Source organism: Burkholderia sp. AcTa6-5, from assembly GCF_017815075.1.
In the GTDB taxonomy this organism is placed as follows: Bacteria; Pseudomonadota; Gammaproteobacteria; order Burkholderiales; family Burkholderiaceae; genus Burkholderia; species Burkholderia sola.
In genome coordinates, this window is record NZ_JAGIQE010000006.1 from 249,418 (window position 1) to 275,125 (window position 25,708).

At 67.3% G+C, this 25,708-nt stretch carries 30 protein-coding genes, 1 tRNA gene and 1 riboswitch; of the genes, 17 read left to right on the forward strand and 14 right to left on the reverse strand.

Annotation, left to right across the window (positions count from 1 at the left end):
- Positions 1 to 67 precede the first annotated feature (67 nt).
- The 6 genes from J8I33_RS11215 (at position 68) to J8I33_RS11240 (ending at position 5,659) form a co-directional block, all read left to right on the forward strand.
- Positions 68 to 1,132 (forward strand): glycosyltransferase family 2 protein, encoded by a 1,065-nt coding sequence (locus J8I33_RS11215; RefSeq protein ID WP_089488622.1) that lies wholly within the window; start codon positions 68 to 70, stop codon positions 1,130 to 1,132.
- A 61-nt stretch (positions 1,133 to 1,193) separates the two neighbouring features.
- On the forward strand, positions 1,194 to 2,201 hold the full coding sequence (locus tag J8I33_RS11220; RefSeq protein WP_209935594.1) for a hypothetical protein: 1,008 nt from the start codon (positions 1,194 to 1,196) through the stop codon (positions 2,199 to 2,201).
- Positions 2,198 to 2,947: a hypothetical protein gene (locus tag J8I33_RS11225; RefSeq protein WP_209935596.1), complete on the forward strand. Its 750-nt coding sequence runs from the start codon at positions 2,198 to 2,200 to the stop codon at positions 2,945 to 2,947. Before J8I33_RS11220 ends, J8I33_RS11225 begins: the two co-directional genes overlap by 4 nt.
- Complete coding sequence (locus J8I33_RS11230; protein ID WP_050011748.1) at positions 2,944 to 4,101, forward strand: hypothetical protein; 1,158 nt, start codon at positions 2,944 to 2,946, stop codon at positions 4,099 to 4,101. Before J8I33_RS11225 ends, J8I33_RS11230 begins: the two co-directional genes overlap by 4 nt.
- An 8-nt stretch (positions 4,102 to 4,109) precedes the next feature.
- A complete protein-coding gene (locus tag J8I33_RS11235; protein ID WP_245171856.1) occupies positions 4,110 to 4,715 on the forward strand; it encodes a phosphatase PAP2 family protein in 606 nt (201 codons plus the stop codon).
- Complete coding sequence (locus J8I33_RS11240; protein WP_124555672.1) at positions 4,712 to 5,659, forward strand: fatty acid desaturase family protein; 948 nt, start codon at positions 4,712 to 4,714, stop codon at positions 5,657 to 5,659. The genes J8I33_RS11235 and J8I33_RS11240 overlap by 4 nt, the downstream gene beginning before the upstream one ends.
- Positions 5,660 to 5,787: 128 nt before the next feature.
- On the opposite strand, the gene J8I33_RS11245 is transcribed toward J8I33_RS11240, so the two are convergent.
- The 9 genes from J8I33_RS11245 to J8I33_RS11285 all read right to left on the reverse strand — a co-directional run bounded on the left by J8I33_RS11245 (position 5,788) and on the right by J8I33_RS11285 (position 12,351).
- Positions 5,788 to 5,864, reverse strand: a tRNA-Lys gene (locus J8I33_RS11245).
- Positions 5,865 to 5,972: 108 nt separating this feature from the next.
- Complete coding sequence (gene ybgF / locus J8I33_RS11250) at positions 5,973 to 6,722, reverse strand: tol-pal system protein YbgF (RefSeq protein WP_006484965.1); 750 nt, start codon at positions 6,720 to 6,722, stop codon at positions 5,973 to 5,975.
- 19 nt (positions 6,723 to 6,741) lie between these two features.
- Positions 6,742 to 7,254: a peptidoglycan-associated lipoprotein Pal gene (gene pal / locus J8I33_RS11255; protein WP_050011745.1), complete on the reverse strand. Its 513-nt coding sequence runs from the start codon at positions 7,252 to 7,254 to the stop codon at positions 6,742 to 6,744.
- Positions 7,255 to 7,271: 17 nt separating this feature from the next.
- Entirely contained in the window at positions 7,272 to 8,567 is a 1,296-nt protein-coding gene (gene tolB / locus J8I33_RS11260; RefSeq protein WP_050011744.1) for a Tol-Pal system beta propeller repeat protein TolB, read from the reverse strand.
- A gap of 109 nt (positions 8,568 to 8,676) precedes the next feature.
- The gene (gene tolA, locus J8I33_RS11265; RefSeq protein ID WP_209925792.1) at positions 8,677 to 9,732 is read right to left on the reverse strand and encodes a cell envelope integrity protein TolA; all 1,056 of its coding nucleotides are present in this window, start codon (positions 9,730 to 9,732) and stop codon (positions 8,677 to 8,679) included.
- On the reverse strand, positions 9,729 to 10,178 hold the full coding sequence (tolR, locus tag J8I33_RS11270; RefSeq protein WP_050011742.1) for a protein TolR: 450 nt from the start codon (positions 10,176 to 10,178) through the stop codon (positions 9,729 to 9,731). Before tolR ends, tolA begins: the two co-directional genes overlap by 4 nt.
- Positions 10,179 to 10,188: 10 nt before the next feature.
- Entirely contained in the window at positions 10,189 to 10,866 is a 678-nt protein-coding gene (gene tolQ / locus J8I33_RS11275) for a protein TolQ (RefSeq protein WP_006476795.1), read from the reverse strand.
- A gap of 144 nt (positions 10,867 to 11,010) precedes the next feature.
- Positions 11,011 to 11,496 carry a tol-pal system-associated acyl-CoA thioesterase gene (gene ybgC, locus J8I33_RS11280; protein ID WP_050011741.1) on the reverse strand — a complete coding sequence of 162 codons (486 nt, stop codon included), beginning with the start codon at positions 11,494 to 11,496 and terminating at the stop codon, positions 11,011 to 11,013.
- Positions 11,497 to 11,604: 108 nt separating this feature from the next.
- Positions 11,605 to 12,351 carry an SDR family NAD(P)-dependent oxidoreductase gene (locus tag J8I33_RS11285; RefSeq protein WP_050011740.1) on the reverse strand — a complete coding sequence of 249 codons (747 nt, stop codon included), beginning with the start codon at positions 12,349 to 12,351 and terminating at the stop codon, positions 11,605 to 11,607.
- A 180-nt stretch (positions 12,352 to 12,531) separates the two neighbouring features.
- Positions 12,532 to 12,632, forward strand: a riboswitch (ZMP/ZTP riboswitch).
- A 137-nt stretch (positions 12,633 to 12,769) separates the two neighbouring features.
- Here J8I33_RS11285 and glyA point away from each other — a divergent pair.
- The 7 genes from glyA to J8I33_RS11320 all read left to right on the forward strand — a co-directional run bounded on the left by glyA (position 12,770) and on the right by J8I33_RS11320 (position 17,564).
- Positions 12,770 to 14,017, forward strand: coding sequence for a serine hydroxymethyltransferase (glyA, locus tag J8I33_RS11290; protein ID WP_050011739.1), 1,248 nt, complete (start codon positions 12,770 to 12,772; stop codon positions 14,015 to 14,017).
- Between the two features lie 6 nt (positions 14,018 to 14,023).
- Positions 14,024 to 14,503, forward strand: coding sequence for a transcriptional regulator NrdR (gene nrdR / locus J8I33_RS11295; RefSeq protein ID WP_050011738.1), 480 nt, complete (start codon positions 14,024 to 14,026; stop codon positions 14,501 to 14,503).
- A gap of 153 nt (positions 14,504 to 14,656) precedes the next feature.
- On the forward strand, positions 14,657 to 15,220 hold the full coding sequence (locus tag J8I33_RS11300; protein ID WP_209925793.1) for a GspH/FimT family pseudopilin: 564 nt from the start codon (positions 14,657 to 14,659) through the stop codon (positions 15,218 to 15,220).
- Positions 15,221 to 15,225: 5 nt separating this feature from the next.
- Positions 15,226 to 15,627, forward strand: coding sequence for a hypothetical protein (locus J8I33_RS11305; RefSeq protein ID WP_209935603.1), 402 nt, complete (start codon positions 15,226 to 15,228; stop codon positions 15,625 to 15,627).
- Positions 15,617 to 16,450 (forward strand): PilW family protein, encoded by an 834-nt coding sequence (locus J8I33_RS11310; protein WP_209935609.1) that lies wholly within the window; start codon positions 15,617 to 15,619, stop codon positions 16,448 to 16,450. The genes J8I33_RS11305 and J8I33_RS11310 overlap by 11 nt, the downstream gene beginning before the upstream one ends.
- 143 nt (positions 16,451 to 16,593) lie before the next feature.
- Entirely contained in the window at positions 16,594 to 17,121 is a 528-nt protein-coding gene (locus J8I33_RS11315) for a pilus assembly protein (protein ID WP_185625076.1), read from the forward strand.
- Entirely contained in the window at positions 17,118 to 17,564 is a 447-nt protein-coding gene (locus J8I33_RS11320; RefSeq protein ID WP_209925795.1) for a type IV pilin protein, read from the forward strand. The genes J8I33_RS11315 and J8I33_RS11320 overlap by 4 nt, the downstream gene beginning before the upstream one ends.
- Positions 17,565 to 17,618: 54 nt before the next feature.
- On the opposite strand, the gene J8I33_RS11325 is transcribed toward J8I33_RS11320, so the two are convergent.
- From J8I33_RS11325 to J8I33_RS11335, 3 genes are all read right to left on the reverse strand, one after another.
- Positions 17,619 to 18,062: a DUF3318 domain-containing protein gene (locus J8I33_RS11325; RefSeq protein ID WP_050011733.1), complete on the reverse strand. Its 444-nt coding sequence runs from the start codon at positions 18,060 to 18,062 to the stop codon at positions 17,619 to 17,621.
- Between the two features lie 43 nt (positions 18,063 to 18,105).
- Positions 18,106 to 18,495, reverse strand: coding sequence for a phage holin family protein (locus J8I33_RS11330; protein ID WP_209935615.1), 390 nt, complete (start codon positions 18,493 to 18,495; stop codon positions 18,106 to 18,108).
- Positions 18,496 to 18,615: 120 nt separating this feature from the next.
- A complete protein-coding gene (locus J8I33_RS11335; RefSeq protein WP_006494044.1) occupies positions 18,616 to 18,918 on the reverse strand; it encodes a YqjD family protein in 303 nt (100 codons plus the stop codon).
- 317 nt (positions 18,919 to 19,235) lie between these two features.
- On the opposite strand from J8I33_RS11335, the gene J8I33_RS11340 reads away from it, so the two are divergent.
- On the forward strand, positions 19,236 to 19,874 hold the full coding sequence (locus J8I33_RS11340; protein ID WP_006476788.1) for a peroxiredoxin: 639 nt from the start codon (positions 19,236 to 19,238) through the stop codon (positions 19,872 to 19,874).
- A 122-nt stretch (positions 19,875 to 19,996) separates the two neighbouring features.
- Here the strand turns inward: J8I33_RS11340 and J8I33_RS11345 are convergent, their stop codons facing one another.
- Positions 19,997 to 21,184 carry an acyl-CoA dehydrogenase gene (locus tag J8I33_RS11345; RefSeq protein ID WP_050011731.1) on the reverse strand — a complete coding sequence of 396 codons (1,188 nt, stop codon included), beginning with the start codon at positions 21,182 to 21,184 and terminating at the stop codon, positions 19,997 to 19,999.
- A 176-nt stretch (positions 21,185 to 21,360) separates the two neighbouring features.
- Here J8I33_RS11345 and J8I33_RS11350 point away from each other — a divergent pair, with 176 nt between their 5' ends.
- Entirely contained in the window at positions 21,361 to 22,152 is a 792-nt protein-coding gene (locus tag J8I33_RS11350; protein WP_209925798.1) for an IclR family transcriptional regulator, read from the forward strand.
- Positions 22,153 to 22,297: 145 nt separating this feature from the next.
- Entirely contained in the window at positions 22,298 to 22,708 is a 411-nt protein-coding gene (locus J8I33_RS11355; protein ID WP_124555676.1) for a GFA family protein, read from the forward strand.
- 179 nt (positions 22,709 to 22,887) lie between these two features.
- On the opposite strand, the gene J8I33_RS11360 is transcribed toward J8I33_RS11355, so the two are convergent.
- On the reverse strand, positions 22,888 to 23,691 hold the full coding sequence (locus tag J8I33_RS11360) for an EAL domain-containing protein (RefSeq protein ID WP_069616654.1): 804 nt from the start codon (positions 23,689 to 23,691) through the stop codon (positions 22,888 to 22,890).
- 361 nt (positions 23,692 to 24,052) lie between these two features.
- Here J8I33_RS11360 and J8I33_RS11365 point away from each other — a divergent pair, with 361 nt between their 5' ends.
- Complete coding sequence (locus J8I33_RS11365; protein ID WP_209935622.1) at positions 24,053 to 25,705, forward strand: FAD-dependent oxidoreductase; 1,653 nt, start codon at positions 24,053 to 24,055, stop codon at positions 25,703 to 25,705.
- The last annotated feature ends 3 nt before the right edge of the window (positions 25,706 to 25,708 follow it).

The following is a 25,708-nucleotide window of genomic DNA, read 5'->3' on the forward strand; positions in this document are numbered from 1 at the left end:
CGTGCCGCAGGCCCGTCGTTCTTTCGTTTTGTCCATGCCGTCGCGCATGACGATGGAGATATTCCGGATGCCGAACCTGACCGACACCGCAGCGCGGACGCACGCGACCGCCCGTTCCGTAGCCGCGCGGGCCGCGCTTGTGCTGGAGACCAACAACCTGCGCGGCGGCGCGGGCCTTGCGCAGGCCGTCGGCAGCCTGAAACGCCTGGTGGCGGCGCTGTCGAAACAGACCGTGCCGCCGGCGGCCCTTGCGCAATGGATCATCACGCACGACGGCCTGCCCGCCGACGCGTGCGCGGAAATCGCCGCGCTGGCCGACCGCCCGATCGACTTCGTCGAGATCGGCGCGAGCACCGGCTACTACGATGCGAAGAACGACGGCTTCGATCGCGTCGATGCCGATCGCTGCGACATCGTCGTATTCGGCGATGCCGATTGCCGGCCGGCCGACGACTGGCTCGAGCACCTGCTCGCGCCGTTCGCGCGCGACGCGGGCGACGCGCCCGTCGCGGTGGCGGGGCGGACCAGCTACGCGCCCAACGTGCTCGGCATCGCGCTGACGTCGATCGATTTCATGTATTTCCCGAGCCCGCTGCGTGATGGCGCGACGCGCAACTTCTACGCGAACAACGTCGCGTTCCGGCGTGACGTGTTCGCGCAGTTCCGCTACGAGCCGCTCGACGGCGTCTATCGCGCGCATTGCCAGGTGATGGGGCTGCGGATGCAGGCGGCCGGCGTGGCCGTCGAATTCGCGCCGGCCGCGCATACCGAGCATCGGCTGCCGGACACGCATCGCGAGTCGCTGAAGCTGCGCTGGATGCGCGGCGAGGACAGCGTCGGGTTGACGCCGTATCTCGTGCACGCGTACCTGCCGCGTCGATGGCAGTGGCTCGGCCGCAGCGGCCCGCTCGGCCCGTTCTGCGTGATGGCGATGCGGCTCGGCTACAGCCTGCGCGCGCTCGATCGCCAGCAGTTGCCGCGACTGGGCGCCGCGCGCTATCTCGCGGCTGCCGGCGTCACGATCGCCGCGTCCGCCGTCGATACGCTCGGCGCGCTCGCGCGCGGTTTCGGGCTCACGGGACGCGCATCGACCCGGCGCGATCTCGATGCGCTGTCCTATCACCGTCATTGAAACGGCGCCGCGCCTCGCGGCCACGACACTTCGACATCCTGATTCTGTTCCGACGACGACCATGCCCTCACTCGCCACTCGCATTGCCTGTCTCGCCCTGCTTGCCGCCAGCGTCGGCGCCCATGCCGCACCGGTCGATCATGCGGGGCGCGGGATTTATCACTTCATGTCGCGAAGCGGCTGCCCGTTCGCGAATGCGGCCGCGTCGGACTGCAATCGCATCGCGCTCGATGCGCCCGACGGTCACGCGAGCATCGACACCGATGCGCATGCGATCGTCTTCTCGAGCGATGCGAACCGCCGCACGAAGGACGTGCTCGGCGACGTGCTGCTGCAAGGCACGGGCGTCGATGCCGACGGGCGGCGCGTGCCGTTGAGCGTGCACGTTCTGCTGCGTCGCGACGGCCGGAAATGGGACCGCGACGTGTACGTCCATGCGCCCGTGCACGGCTCGTTCACCGATGTGCGGATCGATCCGTATCGTGTGCGCGTGAAGGACGGCGATCGTGAGCGCGACGTGCTCACGCCGGACGAAACGCTTGCGCTGTTCGCGCATCCGTCGCTCGCCTCGCGGCTGGCGCGCCATCTCGTGAAGGTGAGTGCGACCGATCCGAAGCAACCGCTGGCGGACGACATCACGATCGCGCTCGGTGTCGGCGGCCTGACGAAGGCGGTCGCGCGCGCGAGCTTCACGTCGAACGCGCCGCACGATGCCGACGTCGATCGCGCGCTCGCGTCCGGCACGTGGTCGATTCGCTTCGACGCGCTGAGCAATCGCATTCCGGTGTGGGTCGCACAGCGCGAGCTGTTCCTGTTCGGCCTCGATGGCAGCGCACTCGTGAAGGACGTGCGCGAGCGCGGCTTTCGGAAGAACGACCGGATCGAGTTCGGCGCGCGCGACGGCAGCGGCTATCTGCGCGTGAATGGCCGCGAGGAAGCGTTCGCGGGCGCGGCAGCCTCCGCGCATGCGTTCATGCAGGAAAGCTTCGTCGGCCTGATCCTCGGCTGGCGTCGCGATCCGGCGGCTGCCGCGACGCCATCTTCATCCGCGCGGGGCGAGCCGGCATGACCGCGGCAAGCGAATTGCCGGTGTCGTCGCAGGCCGGGCACGGCGAGCGCTTCGATTGTCTCGATGCGCCCGTGCCACGCGGTACGGCGCGGATGCGCGCGTATCTCGTCGATCGCATCAAGCGGGCGGCGATCCGGCAACTGCATCGCAGCATGCATGGCGAGCGCTGGATGCTGCGCATGTACCTGATCGGCGAAGAAGCGACCGAGTGCGCGCTGCACGAGGACTGGACCGGACAGCCGCCGGACTGGCTCGCGCCGCGCATCGACCAGCATCTCGCGGACGAGCGCCGCCACGCGGCCGCATTTGCCGATGCGTTGCGCCGGCGCGGCGTCGACGTGTCGACCGGCCAGCACGAACCCGACTGGCTGAGCCGGCGCAAGATCGTGCGATGGCGGCGTCTGGCGCAGCGCTACGCGCCCCATTTCGCGCAAGGCGTACTCGTGCCCGCGTATGCGACCGGCCTGTGCGCGGAACAGATGGCAATGCGCGTGCTCGCGCGCCACTGCGCGACGATCGGCGACACGCATCCGCTGTATCCGTTGCTGTCGCGCGTGCTCGCCGACGAGACGCGCCACGTCCGGCTTTGCGCCGATACGCTGCGCCGCCTCGTCGAGCCGTCCGAGGCCGCGTCGCTCGCCGCGTTGCTGGACGAGATCCGCGCGATCGAAGCCGGTTTCGGCGTGACGGGCGCGCTGGCGATGGTCGCGGCCGGCTGGCTCCAGTCGCTTCGTCCGCGCGCATGATGCCGCGCATCGTCTATCTCGCGACCGCCGACGCGCGCGGCCATCTGATGCGCGCGCAACTGCTCGTGCATGCGTTGCGCGCGGCCGGCGCGCAGGTCGACGTGCTGACGACGTCCGACGCCGGGCAGGCATTTCTCGCCGCGTTCGGCATCGACGCGGACGTGTTGTCGCGGCACTACGCGGTGCAGTTCGACGAGCGGCAGAACATGCTGCGCGACGCGACCGATCGCAATGTCGCGCACTACGTGTTCAGGCCGACCCGCATGCTGCGCGACATCGTGCGGCTGCGTGCGATCGTTCGCGATGCGGATCTCGTGGTCAACGACTCGTTTCATCCGGCGCTGCTGTTCATGGGGGCGGTGCCGGGCTGGCGGCGTCGCGTCGTCCACGTGTATGGCGGCAGCCTGCGCCGCGCGTTGACCGCGAATTTCGATGCACGACTGCCGCGCGTGCTGGCGCGCGCTTTCGCGCGGATCGTCGACTGGCAGATCGATGCGGCGCTGGGCCGTATCGAGCACGATTTCGCGTACGGCTTCGCCGACGATGCGCCGCGCTCGCACCGGCATCGCCGGCTGCCGACGCCGGTGCCGATCGTCGCCGAACGGCCGGCGCACGAACGCGTTGCGGCGGCCGTTTATCTGAATCCGCACTTTCGCGACGTCGCGCTCGCCGATGCGTTGTCGGCCGGCATGCGCGACGCGGGGCTCGCCGCCCACCGCGTGGGCGAGGGCTACGCCGGACACGACGGCTGGACCGGCGTCGACGCCGACTGGCCGACGCGCGCCGCGCATGCGCCGTTGATCGTGTCGGCGCCCGGCATGGCCGCGTTGTCGATTGCGCGCGTGTATCGCCGTCCGATCCTGCTCGTGCAGACCGATCAGCCCGAACAGGCGAGCAACGCCGCGCGCGCGGCACGGCTGCAACTCGTGCACCGCGTGGTCACATGGCGGGGCGATGCGGCGGCATTCCGGCGCGAGGTCGGGCAGGCGTCGATCGAACTGATGCGCGATCCCGGTACGCCGGCGGGGACGCGAGCGGGCCGCGAGCATGCGCGTGCGCGTGTCGACGCGTGGACATCGCACCTCCTCGCGCTGGGTCCGCATGCGCGAGCGGCCGACGCGGCAACCCGATGCGAGGCACCAGCGCCGCGATGAATACGCGCATGTTTCAGGACGATCGCCGGCCCGATGTCCGGCAGATGCTGGCCGCGACATTCGGCCTGGTCGCGGGCCTCGCGATCTTCTTTCTGCTGGAGCGCGGCGTCACGCCGCGCTACGTGCTGGCCACGGCGATCGATGCGCGGATTCCGTTCATCGCATGGTCGTGGTTCGTCTATGTCGCGTTCTTTCCGTTCGTGATTGCGCTCGCCGCGTACGCGCGACCGTCCGCGTTCGCCGCGTTCAGGGACGCCGTGCTGATCGCGTTCGTGCTCGGCGTGGCCTGCTTCCTGATGTTTCCGGAAGCCGTGCCGCGGCCCGACATCGCCGAGATCGGCAATGCATTCGTGCGTCGGCGTCTGGCGCGCATGTGGGCGCTCGATCTTGCGGCCAACGGCTTCCCGAGCCTGCATGTCGCGGTGACGTGTCTCGCGTGCCGGATGCTGGTGGACCGGCGCCGGATCGTCGCGGCGGCGATCGGGCTGCTGATCTGCGCGTCGACGCTGACGCTCAAGCAGCATACGGTCGCGGACGTGCTGGGTGGGTTCGTGCTCGCGGCGGTCAGTGCGCTGTGGGTCGAGCGGCGTTTGCCGCGCAGGAGGCTCGCATGACGGAGGCGCACGTTCACCGCGCCGGACCGAACGCCGGGCTCGCCCGGTTCGTGCCCGATCCGGGGCTGTTTCGCGTGAGCGCGGCGCGTGTCGGCATGGCGCTGGCGGGTGACTGGCTGATGATTGCCGCCGCGTTTGCCGCTGCGATCGCGTTTGCGCATCCGCTGGCCTACGCGTGCGCGGCGATCGTGATCGCGCGCAGCCAGCTCGCGCTCGCGGTCATGATGCACGAAGGGGCGCACGGGTTGCTTGCACGGAACCGGCGCGTCAACGACGTGCTCGGGCAACTGCTCGCGGCCGGCCCGCTATGGCTGTCGCTGCGCACGTATCGGGCGGGCCATCTGAAGCACCATCGCGCGCCGATGCAAGCGGACGACCCCGTCGCGCTGCTGTTCGGCGTGCACGACTATCCGGCGACGCGCGGGCGATTGATCGTCCGCCTGCTCGCGTATGCGTGCGGCGTCGGCTACGTGACGAGCGTCGTGAAGCTCGCGCGCGGCGCGTTCGCGCATGCGTTGCCGAAGGTCGAAAAATCGCGTGCGTATGCGGCGTGGGAGATCGCGTCGATGCTGGCCGGCAACGGCGCGCTGTTCGGCGCGCTCGCGCTGGCCGGACATCCGCTGCTGTACGTCGCGTTGTGGATCGTGCCGTCCGTCACCTTGTTGCCGTTCGCCGGGCAGGTGCGCGCGATCTTCGAGCACGCGGGGTTGCCGGCCGGCGCCGATCAAAGCCGCAACGCACGCACGATCGTCCGGCGTTCATGGCAGACGTTCCTGTTCGGCCCGCATGCGATTCATTTCCATATCGAACATCATCTGTTCACGCGGATGCCGTTCCATAACTTGCCGGTCGTGCATCGGCAACTCGCGCAATTGCGGTTGCTGCCCGACGGCAATCTGTATGCCGGATATGGTGCGGTACTGCGGGACGTGAGTGCGCGGTGATCGGTCGGGCTCAGGTTGCGCGCGGCCGAGTGTGTGACGAGCATCGTCGGGAATTCTGCTCGAACGGTGCGGCGACAGACGCAAAAAAGCCTCCGCAAGGGAGGCTTTTTTACACTATCGAAGATAGTTGGTAGGGTGGGAGGGACTCGAACCCTCGACTCTCTGATTAAAAGTCAGATACTCTAACCAACTGAGTTACCACCCCACGTTCTTGAAACCTGTCGGTTCGTTGCTTCAACAACCTGGGCAACGACCTAAAGAGCAAAAGATTATAGCGACGGGTTACAGGGCTGTCAACAACCCGTCACGATAATTATTTGATGGTTTCGAGCTTGCCCTGCGCCGTCTGCGCCGCGTTCGAGCCGGCGTACTGCGACACGACCTGCTCGAACGTCTTCTTCGCGGCCGCCTTCTGGCCTTGTTCGAGCTGGTTCGTGCCGATCGCCACGAGGGCGTCGGCTGCCCGCGGGTGTTGCGGGAACTTGCTGACGATCCCTTGCCACGTCGCGGTCGAACCACGGTAGTCGCGCAGCGCGTATTGCGCGTTGCCGTACCAGTACTGCGCGGTCGGCTGATAGGGGCTCTGCGGATACTTCGCGATGAACGCGCGGAACGAAGCCGCCGCCGCCTTGAAGTTGCCGTTGCGGAACTGCTGCTGCGCCGCGCTGAGCGCATCCGTTTCACCCGGCTGCACGGTGCCTTCGACACCATCGATCGTCGCCTGCTGCGGCTCGAACTTCTTGAGCCGCGTGTCGAGATCTTGGTAGTACTCCTTCTGCTGCCGCTCGAGCGTCGTCAGCCGGTTCGTCAGATCCTCGTTCTCGCCGCGCAGCGTCGCGACCTGCTGGTTCAGCTGGTCGATACGGCCGGATTGATCGAGGATCGTACGCTGGGCGGCCGACAACTGGCTCGACAGGTTGTCGCTCTTGCTGCGCAGATCGAGCACGGCACGGCGTGCTTCGTTGTCGTCGAACATGCCGGCGTGCGCCGGCGCGGCCGACCACGCCGCGCCCGCGACGCAGAATGCTGCGGCAACGCGCAGCCAGGTTGAACGGTGCGTCATACGGCGATTCTTCCGTTACTTACTGTTGGTAGACGAGGTCGGCGCGACGGTTCTGCGCCCACGATGCTTCGTCGTGACCCGTTGCCTGCGGCTTTTCCTTGCCGAGGCTCACGGCTTCCATTTGCGAGTCGTTCACGCCGAGCAGGGCCATCGCACGGCGGACGGCTTCCGCACGCTTCTGGCCCAGCGCGAGGTTGTACTCGCTCGTGCCGCGTTCGTCGGTGTTGCCCTGGATCAGCACGTGGCGCTGCGGGTGGCTCTTCAGGTACTGCGCGTGCTGCTGCATCAGCGGCTGGTACTCGTCCTTCACCGAATAGCTGTCGAAGTCGAAGTAGATGCTGCGCTTCGCGAGCGGGCTGTTCGGGTCGTTCAGCGGATCGACGTTCACTTGCGCGACGTTGTCGGCGCTCGGCTGCGTGCCGATTGCGCCCGCGTTGTTCGCCTTGTCGTCGAGCTTCACGCCCGACTTGCACGCTGCAAGCGCGCTGATCATCATCACGGCCAGGGCCAGACGAGCTTTATTCGACATCATGGTTACTCTCCTTGTGGTCATTGCATGAAGGGCCCCCACGACGGCTCGCGAACGGAGCCGCCCTGGACGGACAGGATCTGCGGCGGCGCGCTGCCGTCGGAGGGCACTGCAGCCAGCACGTTGCGGCCACCCGACTGGGTGGCGTACAGAAGGTACTGGCCGTTTGCCGCGAAGCTCGGCGATTCGTCGCGATTGGTATTCGTGATGGCGTTCGCCGCGCCACTCTGCAGATCCTGAACGTACAGCTTGAAGCCCCCACCCGTGCGGGAGATGTAAGCGAGCAGCTTGCCGTCCGGGCTCACGCGCGGGCTCGTGTTGTAGCTGCCGGTGAAGGTCACGCGCTGCGCGGCGCCGGCGCTCTCACCCTGTGCGGGCATCCGGTAGATTTGCGGCGCACCGCCGCGGTCGCTCGTGAAGTAGATCCAGCGGCCGTCCGGCGAGTAGAACGGCTCGGTGTCGATCGAGCTGCTCTGCGTGAGACGGCGCAGGCCGCCGCCGTTCGCGTTGACCGTATAGATTTGCGTATTGCCCGTCAGCGACAGCGCGACGGCGAGCGTGTTGCTGTCCGGCGACCACGCCGGTGCGCTGTTGTTGCCCTTCTGGTCGGAGACCATGTAGCGGCGGCCGGTCGGCAGGTCGTGGATGTAGACGATCGGCTTCTTGCGCTCGAACGACACGTACGCGACCTTCGTGCCGCTCGGCGACCACGCCGGCGAGATGATCGGTTCGGTGCTCGACAGCGCGATGCGCGCGTTCTGGCCGTCCGAATCCGAAATCTGCAACTGGTAGCGGTTGCCGGTCTTGATCACGTACGACAGGCGCGTGGCGAACACGCCGCGCACGCCGAGCAGCTTCTGGTAGATGTAGTCGGCGATCTTGTGGCCGGCCGTGCGCAGCGTGGTGTCGGTGGCCGTCAGCGACAGGCCGCCGAGGCTTTGCTGCTTCACGGTGTCGTACAGGATGAAGTTGACCTTGTACTGGCCGTTCGCGTCGCGGTTCACGCTGCCGGCGACGAACGCATTCGCGCCCTTGGCCTTCCATGCGCCGAGATCGACCGATGCGGTCTCGGGCACGGGCGTGCTGCCGGCGTCGATGTTGGTGAATTTGCCGCTGCGGGCGAGGTCGGCGCGCACGATCGACGTGACCTGCTGCGGCAGGTTCGCCTCGTTCGTGAAATTCGCGGTGGCAATGGGGAACTGGGTCGACCCGACGCCGGTGATCAGCACGTTGACCTGGGCGTTAGCGGCGCTGCCCGCCGTGATCAGACACGAGGCCACGAGTGCCCTGAAACCTAGCTTTGTCATCAAACTCATGCTTCTTGCTTCCCGTATGGCTTGGATCGCTGCGCAACCGCAGAGACAGTAAAAATACCCGATTCGTTCCCGTCCGACAGCGACGCCCGGAGTGTAAGCGCATTTCGTTTCACTCCGCTGCCTTGAAGGTAATCGTAATGTCGGACGGGGTCCGACCGTTAGAATCGGGCGGCAACGGGACCGATGCGTGGATCGCATTGACCACGGCTTGATCCCACCCCGAATTCCCGCTCGAGCGGGAGACCGATGCGCTCAATACGTCACCGGACGGCGTGCACCGAATCTTGACGACGGTGGTCAGGCCTGCCCGTTCGCCGCCCCAAACGATGTTCGGCTTGACGCGGCGGCGCACCTTGTCGGCATAGCCGGGCGTCGCGGCATTGCCGCCGGAGCCCGTGCCGGTGCCGCTTTTCGCGAGGCCGTCGCCACCGCCTTCGCCGGCGCCCGACAGCCCCTGCATCTGCGCGAGGCGCGCGCTGCGCTCGCGGTCCAGCTTCGCGTTCGCCGCCGCATTGGCCTTCGCGCGCGCCGCGGCTTCGGCCTTCGCCTTGGCCTGGGCTTCCGCCTTGGCCTTCGCGGCTGCGTCGGCTTTCGCCTTCGCCGCCTGCTGCGCTTCGAGCTGCGCCTGCTTTTGCTGCTCGAGTTTCTGCTGTTCGAGCTTCTGCTGCTCGGCGAGCTGCTGTTGCTTGAGCTTGTCGGCCTGCTTCTGTTTGTCGCGTTCCGCGGCTTTCTGGGCGGCGAGCGCGGCGGCCTGTTGCGCGGCGAGCTGCGCGCGCCGGGCTTCCTCTTCCTGCTGGGCCTTCAGTTGCTGCGCGCGGCGCTGCTGCTCGAGCTGCGCCGCGCGCGCGGCCGCTTCCTGCTGACGCTTCTTCTGCTGCAGCGCGATGTCGGCCTGCTCGTCGCGCACCGGCGGAGGGGGCGGAGCGACCTTCGCGGGCGGCGTGGGCGTGACGACGGGCCGCGGCGCGGGGACGTCGGGCACTTCGGTCCACAGCTCGGCCTCGGCGCCGGCCGGCGTACTGTTCTGCCACTGCACGCCGTGATAGAGGAACAGCGCGAGCAGCACGTGCATCAGCGCGGCGAGCGCGAACGCGCGCCACGTTCCGCGCTCCCGGGGAGGCTGGAGCGGGTAGGCGGACCTGCGCGTGGATTGCTGCCGGTTCATTGCGATTTGACGAGGAGGCCGACGCGCTTGACGCCGCGCGCCTTCAGATCGGACATCACGGTCATGACGGCATCGTACTGCACGGTCTTGTCGGCTGCGATCACGACCGGCTGGTCAGGGTGATCGGCCTGCCGGGCCGTGATGAAGCTGTCGAGCTCGGCCTTCGTCATCGTGTCTTCCTGCGTCGCGCCCGAGTCGCCCTTGTACTTGACGCTCATCGTGCGGTCGGCCTTGATGTTGACGACGACGGGCGGCGTCTGCTCCTGCGGCGCGGCATTGCCGACGGTCGGCAGGTTGATGATCGACGGCGCGACGAGCGGTGCGGTGACCATGAAGATCACGAGCAGCACCAGCATCACGTCGATGTACGGCACGACGTTGATGTCGGCCATCGCGCGGCGCGAGCGGCCGCCGCGCATGCTGGATCGAATGGGACTTCCTGCCATGGCGCGCTCCTTACTGGGCCTGACGCTGCAGGATGTTCGAGAACTCTTCGATGAAGGTCTCGAAGCGGATCGCGAGGCGGTCGATGTCGTGCGCGTAGCGGTTGTACGCGACTACCGCCGGAATCGCGGCGAACAGGCCGATCGCGGTGGCGACGAGCGCCTCGGCGATGCCCGGCGCGACGTTCGCGAGCGTGGCCTGCTGCACGTTCGCGAGGCCGCGGAACGAATTCATGATCCCCCAGACCGTGCCGAACAGACCGATGTACGGGCTGACCGAGCCGACCGACGCGAGGAACGCGAGATTGGCTTCGAGCACGTCCATTTCACGCTGGAACGACGCGCGCATCGCGCGGCGCGCACCGTCGAGCACGAGGCCCGGATCGCTGAGGCGCTTTTCCTTCGCCTTCAGGAATTCGCGCATCCCGGATTCGAAGATCCGCTCGAGCGCACCGATCGTGTGGCGGTTGTTGGCCGCGCTTTGATACAGCGCCTGCAGGTCGCCGCCCGACCAGAAATCCTTCTCGAAGCGTTCGGTCTGCGCGCGCGCGCGGCGGATCGCGAACCACTTGCGGAAGATGAAGGTCCACGACATCAGCGACAGCAGCAGCAGCAGCCCCATCACGGCCTGGGCCAGCACGCTCGCGTTGAGGACGAGGGAAATGATCGACAGGTCTTGAACAGTATTCATAGAGGTTTGAGTAACGTCCCTTCGGGAGTGCCCGGCAAGGGCGTCCGGTGTGCGTGCGGCGCGGCGCGCCGGCGAGGCCTGACGCCGAACCTTGCTTAGTATCGAATCAGAACGGCAAGTTCATAGGCTGTGTCTAAACGGCGCTCATGCGAGCTTCGTTGACAAACCAGTCTGCCCCGCGTCGATGACGGGCCCGCGTTGAAGCGCGTCGAGCACGGCCGGCGGGATGGCCGCGGGCCGGATGCCGTGACGGTCGACGCAGCCGAGGCGGATCTGCCCGGCCACGAGCAGCGTGTCGCCGCACCAGGCTTCCTGCGTGAATTCCACCGATGCGCGACCGATGCGTCCGGGGCGGCTCGTGATCGTCAGCGTGTCGTCGAGTCGCGCCGGCGCGCGGTAGTCGAGCGACGTGCTGCGCACGATGAAGATCGCATCGGTCTCGTCGGAGAGCCGACGCTGGTCGACGCCGCATGCGCGAAGCCACTCGGTGCGGGCGCGCTCGAAGAACTTCAGGTAGTTGGCATAGAAGACGATGCCGCCTGCATCGGTATCCTCGTAGTACACGCGCACCGGCCAGGTAAAGCCGGACGGCGCTTCCGGGGAGCGGGTAGGCTGAGTCATGGCGCGCATTCTACCGGAAGGCAAAGACGGGATTCGTAACCGATTCGTAACGGAATGTAGTGCGTCGTGGCACACCGCGGGCCGGCCGGAGCCGGGCCCGCGGCTGCGGGCGACGAGTCAGCCGCGATGGACCGTGAGGCCGGCCGGGGCTTGCGCGACCGGCATCATCTCGATCGTATTGATGTTGACGTGCGCCGGGCGCGTGGCGATCCAGTAGATCGTGTCGGCGATGTCTTCGGCCGTGAGCGGCTGGACGTTCTGATAGACGTTCGCCGCTTTTGCATCGTCGCCGCGGAAGCGGACGTTCGAGAATTCCGTGCCGCCGCACAGCCCCGGCTCGATGTCGGTTACGCGCAACGGCGTGCCGATCAGGTCGGTGCGCAGGTTCAGGCTGAATTGTCTGACGAAAGCCTTGGTCGCGCCGTATACATTCCCGCCCGGATACGGATAGGTGCCGGCCACCGAGCCCAGATTGAAGATATGGCCGCGACCGCGCGCGATCATGCCGGGCAGCAACGCGTGCGTGACGGTCACGAGGCCCGAGCAGTTCGTGTCGATCATGGTCTGCCACTCGTCGAGGCTCGCCTTCTGGGCCGGCTCGACGCCGAGCGCGAGGCCGGCGTTGTTGACGAGCACGTCGAGCGCGGCGAATTCGGCGGGGAGGGCGGCCGGCACGGCTTCGACGGCCGCGCGGTCGCGCACGTCGAGCTCGAACGGCAGCAGCGCGTCGCCGAGTTCGGCCGCGAGCGCGTCGAGACGATCCTTGCGGCGTGCGGTGGCGACGACGCGATGGCCGCCCTTGACGAAGGCGCGGGAGATGGCGGCGCCGAAGCCGGCGGACGCCCCTGTGACGAACACGATCATTGCTGCTCCTGGTCGGTAACGGAATAGCGGGTGGAATCCCGCAAGCCTACTGAGAATGCCGCACCGCGGCAAGACGGCGAAGCGTTCCGGCACGGGCGCGTAGAGTCCGGCCCTCATTGTTTGGAGGCCACTGCCGTGCGGTTGCCTATTCATGACGCATCCAATACACTAATGCGCTCATCACCCCTGCGTGACTGGCGATAGAACCCTTCGGGTTCAAGGTGGAGCATCCCACCGTGAAGCGCGGGGCGCCGTTTTTGCCGTTCGCCTGGGCAGCCGTTGTGCGCCGTCGCGTGCATCGCCGGTGGCTGTCTTGCCTCGCGTCATACGGATTCTTCCGCCACGTCGAGCTGGTCTCGCCAGCAGCGCACCGTACTCGGCCGCTCCGGTCAACCTGTACACACTTAACGGAAACCGTATGTTTGACAGAGCCCAAAGCACCATTGCGAACGTCGATCCCGAAATCTTTGCGGCGATCGAGCAGGAAAACCGCCGCCAGGAAGATCACATCGAACTGATCGCGTCGGAAAACTACACGAGCCCGGCCGTGATGGCCGCACAAGGCTCGCAGCTCACGAACAAGTACGCGGAAGGGTATCCGGGCAAGCGCTACTACGGCGGCTGCGAGTACGTCGACGTGGTCGAGCAGCTGGCGATCGACCGTGTGAAGCAACTGTTCGGCGCGGAAGCCGCGAACGTGCAGCCGAACTCGGGTTCGCAGGCGAACCAGGGCGTGTTCTTCGCGATGCTCAAGCCGGGCGACACGATCATGGGCATGAGCCTCGCGCATGGCGGCCACCTGACGCACGGCTCGCCGGTGAACATGTCGGGCAAGTGGTTCAACGTGGTGAGCTACGGCCTGAACGAAAACGAAGACATCGACTACGAAGCGGCCGAGCAACTCGCGCAGGAACACAAGCCGAAGCTGATCGTCGCGGGTGCGTCGGCGTTTGCGCTGAAGATCGACTTCGAGCGTCTGGCGAAGATCGCGAAGTCGGTGGGCGCGTACCTGATGGTCGACATGGCACACTACGCCGGTCTGATCGCGGCGGGCGTGTATCCGAACCCGGTGCCGCACGCGGATTTCGTGACGACGACGACGCACAAGAGCCTGCGCGGCCCGCGCGGCGGCGTGATCCTGATGAAGGCCGAGTACGAGAAGCCGATCAACTCGGCGATCTTCCCGGGGATCCAGGGCGGCCCGCTGATGCACGTGATCGCGGCGAAGGCCGTGGCGTTCAAGGAAGCGCTGTCGCCTGAGTTCAAGGAATATCAGCAGAAGGTGGTCGAGAATGCACGCGTGCTGGCCGAAACGCTGGTCAAGCGCGGGCTGCGGATCGTGTCGGGCCGCACGGAAAGCCACGTGATGCTGGTCGACCTGCGCGCGAAGCACATCACGGGCAAGGCAGCGGAAGCGGCGCTCGGCGCGGCGCACATCACGGTGAACAAGAACGCGATCCCGAACGACCCGGAAAAGCCGTTCGTGACGAGCGGCGTGCGCCTGGGTTCGCCGGCGATGACGACGCGCGGTTTCGGGCCGGCGGAAGCCGAGCAGGTGGGTAACCTGATTGCCGACGTGCTCGAGAATCCGGAAGACGCAGCGACGATCGAACGCGTGCGCGCGCAGGTCGCCGAGCTGACCAAGCGTTTCCCGGTCTATCGCTGATCGCCGATGCGCTGCCCGTTCTGCCGGCATGACGACACGCAGGTCGTGGACTCGCGCGTGTCCGAAGATGGCGCCGCGATTCGGCGGCGCCGGCGCTGCTCGGCTTGCGACAAGCGTTTCACGACGTACGAGCGGGTCGAGTTGTCCCTGCCGTTCGTCGTGAAGAAGGACGGCAGCCGCACGGAATTCGACCGTCGCAAGATCGTCGCCAGCATGCAACTCGCGCTGCGCAAGCGGCCGGTTGCCGCCGACGCGATCGACGCGGCGGTCGCCCGCATCGAGTATCAACTGCTCGCGACTGGCGAGCGCGAAGTGCGTAGCGAGAAGCTGGGCGAACTCGTGATGAACGAGTTGCGCGGCCTCGATACGATCGCCTATGTGCGCTTCGCATCGGTGTATCGCCAGTTCGAGGACGTTTCCGAATTTGCCGACGTGATCGAAGAGTTCCGTCGCGCCTCTCCCGCCAAGACCCCACGTAAGCGCTGACGCGCTGCGTTCGTTCATCGTCTGCTCCATTGGTTCGATTCGCGCCGATTGTGTCGGTTGCGATCGCATGTCGCCAGTCGGCCGTTCGGCCAATGGCGCACATCCGCACGCGCCGCTACAGTCGTCGCATCACCGTGGCGGAGGACGATTGCGATGGAACCGGGCGCTCAACCCTTTAAGAATGTGGTGCAACGGTCGGGCGGATTCACGCTCGTCGAGCTGATGGTCGCCATGTCGCTGGCAGCGGGGCTCGCGCTCTATGCGGTGCCCACGTTCGACCAGTGGCGCATGCGCGAACGCGTGGATGCCCGTTCGCGCGCGCTGCTCGGTGCGCTGTCGTTTGCGCGTGCCGAGGCAACGCGTCTCGGCGCGCGCGTCACGCTGTGCCGCGCCGGGCGCGACGGCGCCTGTCTGCGTGCCGGTGAGCAATGCGATCCGGCCGAATGGTCGTGCGACTGGATCGTCAGCGGGCAAGTCGACGGGCAGTCGCGTGTGCTGCGACGCTACCCGCGCGATGCCGAAGTGGCCGTCGCGGGCGCCGCGCATGAGCTCGCATTTGCGCCGCCGGTCGGTCAGTCGATCGGCGGCATCCGGCGTTTCGAGGTGCGTCCACGGCGCAGCGTGTCCGGCGCCGACGACGCGCGCGCGTCGCGTTGCGTGCGGATTGCGGCAGGCGGTCGCGCGCGGCTGGTCGCCGGCCGCTGCGACGCGGCGTGATCGCGATGCGCAATGCCATGCGCGGGACGTCGTTGATCGAGGCGACGCTGGCCATCGCGCTGCTCGCCACCGTGATGCTCGCAGTGGCCGGCAGCCAGCTCGCGATGACGCGTGCGCAGCGCGCGACGATCTGGCGCGAACGCGCGCTGTGGCTGGCCGATGCGCGTATCGAGCGTCTGCATGTTCCCGCGGCGGCCGGCGACGGTCTCGCGGCGCTCGTGGCCACCTCGTTGCCGGGCGGTGCGATGATGCTCGACGGCGGGCCGGGCGGTGTGCGCTACGCGATTGTCCGCTGGCTGGGCGGCGATGGACGCGCGTCGGCGCGCTGCGATGGCGCGGGAATGTCGACGCGGCCGCCGTCGTGTGTCCGCATTCCATTTCGCGAGCGGGCGGGCGATGAACGCTGATCGCCGTACGCGTGGCCATACGCTACTCGAAGTGCTGATCGCGATGACCGTCGGGCTCCTCGTGCTCGTGGCGGCCGGTGCGCTGTACCACGCGCAGCGCATTGCGCAGCGGCGCGCGGAAGACGGGTTCAGGATGCGCGACGCGGCAGCGACCGCGCTGATGCTGATCGGTCAACAGATCCAGATGGCAGGATTCCTGCCGCTCGATGCACAAGCGCCATCGTCGTTGCCGCCGGTGTTCGGGTGTTCGGCGGCGCGCGTGCGGGGTAGCGGCGCACAGGTGCGCTGCGAGCCCGTGCGCCTGTCGTCGGACGCGTTGCTGGTCCGGTATGTCGGCGATGCGGTATCGACGTGGACGACGGTGAACGGCCAGACGTCGGATTGCCTCGGGCAGGGTGTCGGCGAGCCGGGCGAAGCTGCGCCGGTGGAGAATCGCTTCGATGCGCATGTCAGCCCGTCGACGGGCGAGCCCGAACTGTATTGCGAAGGAAGCGGCCGTCCGGGCACGCCGCAGCCTGTCGCGGCGGGAATCGATCAGTTGCGCCTGCGCTATTTGCGTCGCGGCGCCACGCAGTTCGTCGACGCCGATGCGATGCGTGCGGACGACTGGCGCGAGGTCGTGGCCGTGCATGTCTGCGTGCGGGCGCGCGGCGAGCCGATGCGCGAACCGACGCCGCATATCGACTGCGACGGCCGCGCCGCCGTTGCATCGGACGGCCGCGCACGTTTGACGCTCGATCGCATCGTCGCGTTGCGGAACGTCGCGCTCGCACCCGACGCTGCGTTACATGATGCAACCCGAGCAAGCGAGGTGGCGCGATGAGCGGCGCAGCACAGTGCGTGCGGGACGACATCTCGCGATGCATCGAGAGAGGCCACGCGCCCGAGCGCACCGTCGCGAGCGGAGGCGACCCGCAGCAGGCCGCATGCGTCGGCGTTCAGGCGATGACCCCGCGCGAGCCCCATATGCGTTTCCGGCCCGCTCGCCGCGCGTGGCGTCGCGATGCAGGCCTTGCATTGCCCGCGGTGATCGCGGTCGGCGCAGCAGTCGCGGCACTGACCGGCACATGGTTCGACGCCGCATTGACGGAGTCGCGCCGCACCCGTGCGTTGTCGGATCGGCTGATCGCATTCCACGCGGCCGATGCCGCGCTGGCCGCGTGCACCGCGCGACTGTTGCGCGGCTCGGCACCGTACGTGAACGAAAGCGACTCGCATGCGGAGCCCGACGCCTGGCGGCGCATGCCGCCGCTGGCGGCTGCCGAAGCGTTCGCGCCTTTCGCCGAATGGCCGATGGCCGCACGACCGCCGCGATGCCTGATCGAAGCGTGGCGGCGCCCGTCAGCGCAGGCCGGCGACCGCGCTTACCTTGTCACCGCGCGTGGCGTCGGCGCGCACGCGTCGAGCGCCGTGTGGCTGCAACACCAGGTCGCGATACGCGACGGCCACGTCGTCGTGCTGCGCTGGCGTCGTGTCGCGGCGGTGCTTCGATGAACGGCCGCCTGCCGCTGTGCCGAGCGGCCGGCTTCACGCTGATCGAGCTGATGATCGTGCTCGCGATCGTCGCGGTGCTGGCCGGGTGGGGTATCCCGTCGTATCGCGAGCATGTCGTGCGGGTTCACCGCGCGTCGGCGATGTCCGCGCTGTACCGTGCGGCCCAATATCTTGAAACGCTGGACGGCGCGCCGCCCGCGGCGTTGCCGGACGCGCTCGCGCAGGCGCCGCCGGACGGGCATGCCGTGTATCGATTGACGCTCGGGCGGCCGGATGGCGACGACTCGCCGGTGAGCTACGAACTGGCGGCGACGCCGCTCGACACCGGGCCGATGCGCGACGATGCATGCGGCACGTTCACGCTGCGCTCGGACGGGACGAAAGGCAATGCAGGAAGCGAAGGTGTCGACGAACCGGGCGCTGTCTGCTGGGGCCTGCGCTGAGTTCGCCAGGAGGGTGCGCAGCGGCGCATGGCCGCGCGCGCGGGATGCCGACGGTCAGTCGTCGCGTGGGTCGAGCCCGCGCTCGTCGCGGGACTGCTTCCAGATCCGGTAGACCTCCCATGCGGCGAAGCCGAGCGTGCCCCACTTCAACGCGGGGCCCGTGCTCGCGCGCAGCAGCGAGCGAACGGGTTTCGCCAGCACGAGCGATGCGAGCGAACTCAGCATCGGATACTGGTTGACGAGCTGGCCGAGGCTTGCGTTCAGGTTCTTGGCCGACTGGCCGAACCTGCTGGTCGACAACCCGGGGATGAACACCTTGAGCCAGCTGAAGCGCGTGACGGCGTGGCGCATTTCGGCGGCGGCCTCCGCAAATTCGAGCCGCTCCACTTCGGATCGCAGGATCAGCAATTCCTTGCGAAGCGCGCGGTGCTGCGACGCGCTCCAGTTCGATCGCGACGAATGGGAGCGGGAGGGATTGCCCGTGATGTTCTGGCTCATGGCGCGTCGGCGAAGTAGGTGGGAGGGACGAGCGCGAGGGCGCTCACGGCTTGCCGCGGAACAGGTCGCGGTCTTTCTCGAGCTCGGCGAGCGTCGCCTCGAATACGGTCGGCGCGTCGCGCAGGCCCGAGCGCGCCTTCAGCGCGCATGCGATGCCGCCCATGGCATACAGCGCGGTGATCGCGGCGAGCGCCTGCCAGCGGTAGGTATCCCAGAACGCGATCGCGATCAACACGGTCAGGCTGATAAGCGCCATCGTCGCGAGCATCATCGCGGCGAGGCCGAGGAACAGCACGCCCATCAGGCGCTCCTTCTCCTCGGCAAGCTCGATGCCCACCAGTTCGAGGCGCGTCTGCAGAAGGCCGATCGCGGAGCCGACGAGGCGGCGCAGCGGTCCTTGACCGGACGGCTGCGAGGAGGTGTCTGTCGTCATGGATGAGAGGCTTGCGCGTGCACTAAGCAGCTAGGACCAAGCCGGCCGGCGCAGGCCGGCTGGCTTCGACGCCCGCGGGCCGCGCGACGCGGCCCGCGGGACGAAACGGCGCAGAGCGCGTTACTTGCGGTTGATCAGCAAGCCGATCAGCACGCCGACGCCGGCGGCCACGCCGATCGACGTCCACGGATGCTCGTGCACGTAGTCGTCGGTCGCGCGCGCGGCCTTCTTGCCTTTCTCGACCACCACGACCTGGACGTCGGCAGCCTTTTCCTTGGCCTGCTTCAGGCGAGACATGGCCTTCTCGCGCAGCTCGGCCGCACGGTCGCCCGTGCTGCTCGCTGCTTGCTTGAGCAGGTCTTCGGCGTCCGAGAGAACGGTTTTGATATCCGACATCAGTTTCTCCTTGTTGATTTCCGACATTGCAACTCCCTTCGTGCTGTCATGCTGCAGGTTCACATCGTAGCGAAACCCCTGCCTGCTGGCGAGCCGGGAAGACACACGGCGGCAGCGCAAGACTGCATGGTAAACGACTTGTAATCATGAACAGAGCGACAAAGGATTGAAAAGTTTCCCTTGCCGCCCACCGTCCTGCCACGACGCCGGGTAAAAATGACAAAAAAGTATGAATATCAAACGGAATATTCGTTCGCACGACCCATGGCTTCCCGTAAGCTGATGGACTGCCCCGCGCTGTCCGGCGCGCGGTTTCAACCAGCATCGTTCGAGGAGGGAACATCATGAGTCTGCGTCTTGGTGACATCGCACCGGATTTCGAGCAGGAATCGAGCCTGGGCACCATCAAGTTTCACGAGTGGCTCGGCAACAGCTGGGGCGTGCTGTTCTCCCATCCGGCCGACTACACGCCGGTGTGCACGACCGAACTCGGGCTGACCTCGAAGCTGAAGGGCGAATTCGAGAAACGCAACGTGAAGGTGATCGCGCTGTCGGTCGACGGCGTCGAATCGCACAAGGGCTGGATCAACGACATCAACGAAACGCAGTCGACGGTCGTGGGCTTCCCGATCATCGCCGACGCGGACCGCAAGGTGTCGCAGCTGTACGACATGATTCACCCGAACGCGAACGAAACGCTGACGGTGCGTTCGCTGTTCGTGATCGACCCGAACAAGAAGGTGCGGCTCACGATCACCTATCCGGCCAGCACGGGGCGCAACTTCGACGAAGTGCTGCGCGTGATCGATTCGCTGCAACTGACCGACAATTACAAGGTCGCGACGCCCGGCAACTGGAAGGATGGCGATGACGTCGTGATCGTGCCGTCGCTGCAGGATCCTGAAGAGCTGAAGAAACGCTTCCCGAAGGGCTTCAACGCGGTGCGTCCGTATCTGCGCCTGACGCCGCAGCCGAACAAGTAAGCATCGGCGGCCCGGAGCCGCGGCTCCGATGACATAAGGCCCGCCCGGCAGCGATGCCGGGCGGGCCTTTTACCTGGCGGCGCGTGCGCGGCATCGCCGCCGTCCGCGTGATGGCCGGATCGTCAGAAGAATGCCTGGATGCCCGTCTGCGCGCGGCCGAGGATCAGCGCGTGGATATCGTGCGTGCCTTCGTACGTGTTGACCACTTCGAGGTTCACGAGATGGCGCGCGACGCCGAATTCGTCGGAGATGCCGTTGCCGCCGAGCATGTCGCGCGCGAGCCGCGCGATGTCGAGCGCCTTGCCGCATGAATTGCGCTTCATGATCGACGTGATCTCGACGGCCGCCGTGCCTTCGTCCTTCATCCGGCCGAGGCGCAGCACGCCTTGCAGGCCGAGCGTGATTTCGGTCTGCATGTCGGCGAGCTTCTTCTGGATCAACTGGTTCGCGGCGAGCGGCCGGCCGAACTGCTGGCGGTCGAGCACGTACTGGCGCGCGGTGTGCCAGCAGGACTCGGCCGCGCCGAGCGCACCCCATGCGATCCCGTAGCGCGCCGAGTTCAGGCAGGTGAACGGGCCGCGCAGGCCGCTCACGTTCGGCATCAGGTTCTCTTCGGGCACGAACACCTCGTCGAGGACGATCTCGCCGGTGATCGACGCGCGCAGCCCGACCTTGCCGTGGATCGCCGGCGCCGACAGGCCCTTCCAGCCCTTCTCCAGGATGAAGCCGCGGATCGCGTCCTTGCCGTTCTCTTCCAGCTTCGCCCACACGACGAACACGTCGGCGATCGGCGAGTTGGTGATCCACATCTTCGCGCCGGACAGCGAGTAGCCGCCCGGCACCTTCTTCGCGCGCGTGACCATGCTGCCCGGATCGGAGCCATGGTTCGGCTCGGTCAGGCCGAAGCAGCCGATCCATTCGCCGGTCGCGAGCTTCGGCAGGTATTTCTGCTTCTGCGCGTCGGAGCCGAATTCGAAGATCGGCACCATCACGAGCGACGACTGCACCGACATCATCGACCGGTAGCCCGAATCGACGCGCTCGACTTCGCGCGCGATCAGCCCGTAGCTCACGTAGTTGAGGCCGGGGCCGCCGTATTCCTCGGGAATCGTCGGGCCGAGCAGGCCGACCTCGCCCATTTCGCGAAAGATGGCCGCGTCGGTGCGTTCGTGGCGGAACGCTTCGGTGACGCGCGGCGCGAGCTTGTCCTGTGCGTACGCTTGCGCGGCATCGCGGACCATCCGCTCTTCTTCGGTCAGTTGCTGGTCGAGCAGCAGCGGATCGTCCCAATGAAAAGTTGCAGCACTCATCGTCTCATCTCCTGTCGGCCCGAGTTAGCGCTTCAGCGCTTACTCGGGCCCCATGCTTTGCGGTCGGCCCGAGTTGGCGCTTCGGCGCTTGCTCCGGGCTGATACCTGAAGTTCGCTTGACTTGCGTTCCGCTGTGCGGAACAATGTTTTGCAAATCGACCTCAGTGTAGCACCGGATGACACTTTCAACCATCGACGAGACCCCCATCGACGAGCGCAAGTTCGTCGTCGCGCTCGCGCGCGGGCTCGACCTGCTGCGCGCCTTCCGGCCCGGCGAGACGATGCTGGGCAACCGCGATTTCGCGGAACGCACGGGCCTGCCGAAGGCGACGGTGAACCGGCTCGCCTATACGCTGACCGTGCTCGGCTATCTGCGCTACGACGAGACGCTCGGAAAGTATGCGCTGGACGCCGGCGTGTTGTCGCTCGGCTACGCGCTGCTGTCGGGCTCGGGGACGATCGATCTCGCGCGGCCGCACATGCAGGCGCTCGCGCGCGAAATCGGCGCGGCCGTGTCGCTCGGCTGCCGCGACGGGCTCGACATGATCTATCTGGAGACGATCCGCAGCGAGACCGCGCTGACGCTCGGGCTCGCGCCCGGCTCGCGGCTGTCGATGCTGACGAGCTCGATGGGGCGCGCATACCTGGCCGTGCAGCCGGAGGACGTGCGCCGCGCGCTCTATGCCGAACTGCATCGCGCGGCCGGCGGCACGGCCGACGCCGATGCACTCGTCGCGGCCGCGCAGCACGCGGTGGCCGAGTTCTCCGAAGGCGGATGCTGCTATTCGTTCCGCGCGTGGCATACGGACGTGAACGCGGCGGCCGTCCCATTTCGCGAGCCGCGCGAGGGGCGCTGGCTGATCCTGAGCTGCAGCGGCCCCGCATCGTCGATGGACGAGGACGTGTTTCGCATGCAGGTCGGGCCGCGACTGAAGGCGCTCGCGCAGCGGCTCGGGCAGACGGTCTGAGCAACCATCGCGCGGGTGTTGCCGTCGCGCGCCAACCGGTTTGTTCGCGGCGAGTGCGGGGAGCGGACGCGTTGCCGTCGCGTATTGCGCGACGGGCGAACCGCGCTCATCATCGTTCGCCTGCTTCCCGACGACGAGGCCTGCCATGGCGCACCCCGAACCGATGGAAGGCGGATGCGCGTGCGGCGCGATCCGCTACCGTATCGCCGACGTTCCGACCGATGCCGGCTTTTGCCACTGCCGGCTCTGCCAGCGCACGACCGGCGCGGCGGTCGTCGCATCGGCATCGGTGCCGATCGACGCATTCGAATACCTGCAGGGCGAACCGGCCGTCTACGCGTCGAGCGCATGGGGCGAGCGGCGCTTCTGCGGCCGTTGCGGCGCGCAGCTCGAATACCGGCGCGCCGACGCGCCGCGGACGGTCGAGATCAATTACGCGACGCTCGACGAGCCGTCGCGGCTGCGTCCGGCGTGGCACGTCTGGTACGGCGACCGTTTCCCGGGCATCGAGATCGACGACGATCTACCGAAGTACGACGACGGTGGTAGAGAATAGGCCGCACATCGGTGTCGAGCGCGCGCACAAGCGCGTTCGACCTTTCTGCGTGAACGAACGAACAAACAAGGAACCGGCCGCCGCGCCACGTTACGTGCTGAAACCCGATTCCCTGAGCAACACGACACCGGAGTCCGCCATCCGGCGCGCCGCTCCCGGGCGCCTTCCCCGCCGATCCCTCAGACCGTCACGACCTTCGCGAACACCGGCCCCTGCATGAACCGCACGTCGTGCTGGCGCAGCAGCTCGCACTGCGTCTCGTCGACGACGCCGTCGAAGATCAGCGGAATCCGCACGCGCTGCGCATAGGCGACGAGCGCCTTGACCATCCCGTCGCGCAATGCGATGCCCGCATCCATCTTGATGTAGTCGGGGCGCGCCATATCCGATTCGACCGCGAGGATGCGGCCGGGGTCGGGCAGCTTGTCCGCGACCTTGAAACCGTGATGCTGATAGCTGCGCGTCAGGTAGCCGAGGAACGTCTTGTGGGCGACCGCGACCGCCGGCAGCTCGATCACGATCCGCTCGGTCGGCAGCCCGAAGCGCTGCAGCACCGACGAGAAATGCTTGCCGTGGTCGTACTTCACGCTCTTGAGCAGCCGCTCGTGCACGCGCAGGAACAGCAGCCCGTGGCGCTGCGCGCCGAAGAAATTGATCGCGTGCAGCGCGCGCGACAGGCGGTCGATCGCGACCAGCGTCTGGTCGTCGACGGCCGCGTCGACCGGATCGTGCTGCGCGCCGGTGACGAGCGTGACGGCCTGAAAGCCGAGCTCGTCGCCGTAGCGCTCGATCGCGTCGGCGAACGACGTCGATTGCGGCGAGCCGGGCATCGTCACGTCGTAGATCGGCTCGTACGCGCTGGCGAGCGTGCGCTCGGGCAGGTTCGCGCACGCGGTCCCGCCTTCTGCAAGCGCGAGGTGCTCCCGCAGATACGGCAGTTGCCCGGCACGGGTGACCAGCTCGGGGATGGTAGGCGGAATCATCGGCGTGAAAAGGAAAAATGGCGGCCGAAAGGGCCGCCTCGTTGACTTGATATTAGCAGTGCGCGCCGCGCTCGGCTTGCCGTTTCACTCATATGGTTATCCCGTTCCCGAGCGCGCGATCAGGGTTTACGTTGATTTCACTATTCGTAATTGGTTTTACTATTCGTAAATCCAGGATTTGTCGCCGATCAAGAAACGCGGCACGCAGGCGCCGAGAAACGGCGCCGTTCAAGAATCAACAGGAGCAAGGAGCGAGACGTGTCGGTTGACAGGACAGGCGGGCGCACGCGCCGGCGGCAGACGGACGGGACGACGGGCGCGGCGGTGCGCGCACGGCGCGGTTGACGCGCGGATGGCGACCATGAGCATCGATTACCAGACGCTGAAATTCGAGTACCGCGCCCGCGCGCACGACGCGGCCGTCCACCCGGTGATCGTCGTCGGCGCGGGCCCGGTGGGCCTCGCGGCCGCGATCGATCTCGCTCAGCACGGCGTGCCGGTCGTGCTGCTCGACGACGACGACACGCTGTCGACCGGCTCGCGCGCGATCTGCTTCGCGAAGCGCACGCTCGAGATCTTCGACCGGCTCGGCTGCGGCGAGCGCTTCGTCGACAAGGGCGTGAGCTGGCACGTCGGCAAGGTGTTCCTGCAGGACGAGCAGCTTTACGCGTTCGACCTGCTGCCCGAGGAAGGGCATGCGCGCCCGGCGTTCATCAACCTGCAGCAGTACTACGTCGAAGGCTATCTGGCCGATCGCGCGTTCGAACTGCCGAACATCGACATCCGCTGGAAGCACAAGGTGACGGGCGTCGACCAGTCGGCCGAACACGCGGTGCTGACGATCGAGACGCCGGACGGCGTCGCGACGCTGCGCGCGCAGTACGTGATCGCGGCCGACGGCTCGCGCAGCCCGATGCGCACGATGATGGGCCTGGAAAGTCGCGGCCGCACGTTCAAGGACCGCTTCCTGATCGCCGACGTGAAGATGAGGGCGGAGTTTCCGACCGAGCGATGGTTCTGGTTCGATCCGCCGTTTCACCGCAACCAGTCGGTGCTGCTGCATCGCCAGCCGGACAACGTGTGGCGCATCGACTTCCAGCTCGGCTGGGATGCCGATCCGGTCGCCGAGAAGCAGCCGGAGCGCGTGATTCCGCGCGTGCGGGCGCTGCTCGGGCCGGATGTCGAGTTCGAGCTCGAGTGGGTGAGCGTCTACACGTTCCGCTGCCAGCGGATGGACACGTTCCGCCACGGCCGCGTGCTGTTCGCGGGCGATTCCGCGCACGGCGTGTCGCCGTTCGGCGCGCGCGGCGCGAACAGCGGCGTGCAGGATGCGGACAACCTCGCGTGGAAGCTGAAGCTGGTGCTCGACGGCCGTGCACACGATCGCCTGCTCGACACCTATGCAAGCGAGCGCGAGTTCGCGGCCGACGAGAACATCCGCAACTCGACGCGCTCGACCGACTTCATCACGCCGAAGAGCACGGTGTCGCGCGTGTTCCGCGATGCGACGCTGAAGCTTGCGCGCGACTGCGAGTTCGCGCGCAAGCTGGTGAACAGCGGGCGCCTGTCGGTGCCGGCCGTGCTCGCCGATTCGCCGCTGAACACGCCGGACCGCAACGGCGACACGTTTGCAGGCGCGATGCGGCCGGGCGCGGCGGCGGCCGATGCGCCGGTGCGCGTGCAGGGTGCGCCGGGCTGGCTGCTGCAGCATCTGTGCGGTGGCTTTACCGGCGTGCTGTTCGGCTTGCCGGGCGACGCGGCCGCGCTCGCGCAGGCCGTCGACGGCCTCGCGCTGCCGGTGCGGCCGGTCCTCGTCGTGCCGGCCGGGCACGCGCAGCCGGTGGCCGGCATCGACGTCGTGGAGGACGTCGACGGCCTCGCCGCGCGGCGCTACGACGCGCAGCCCGGCACGTTCTACCTGCTGCGTCCCGACCAGCACGTGTGCGCACGCACGCGCACGCTCGACCGTCAGGCGATCGCCGACGCACTGGCGCGCGCGACCTGCGCACGCTGAATA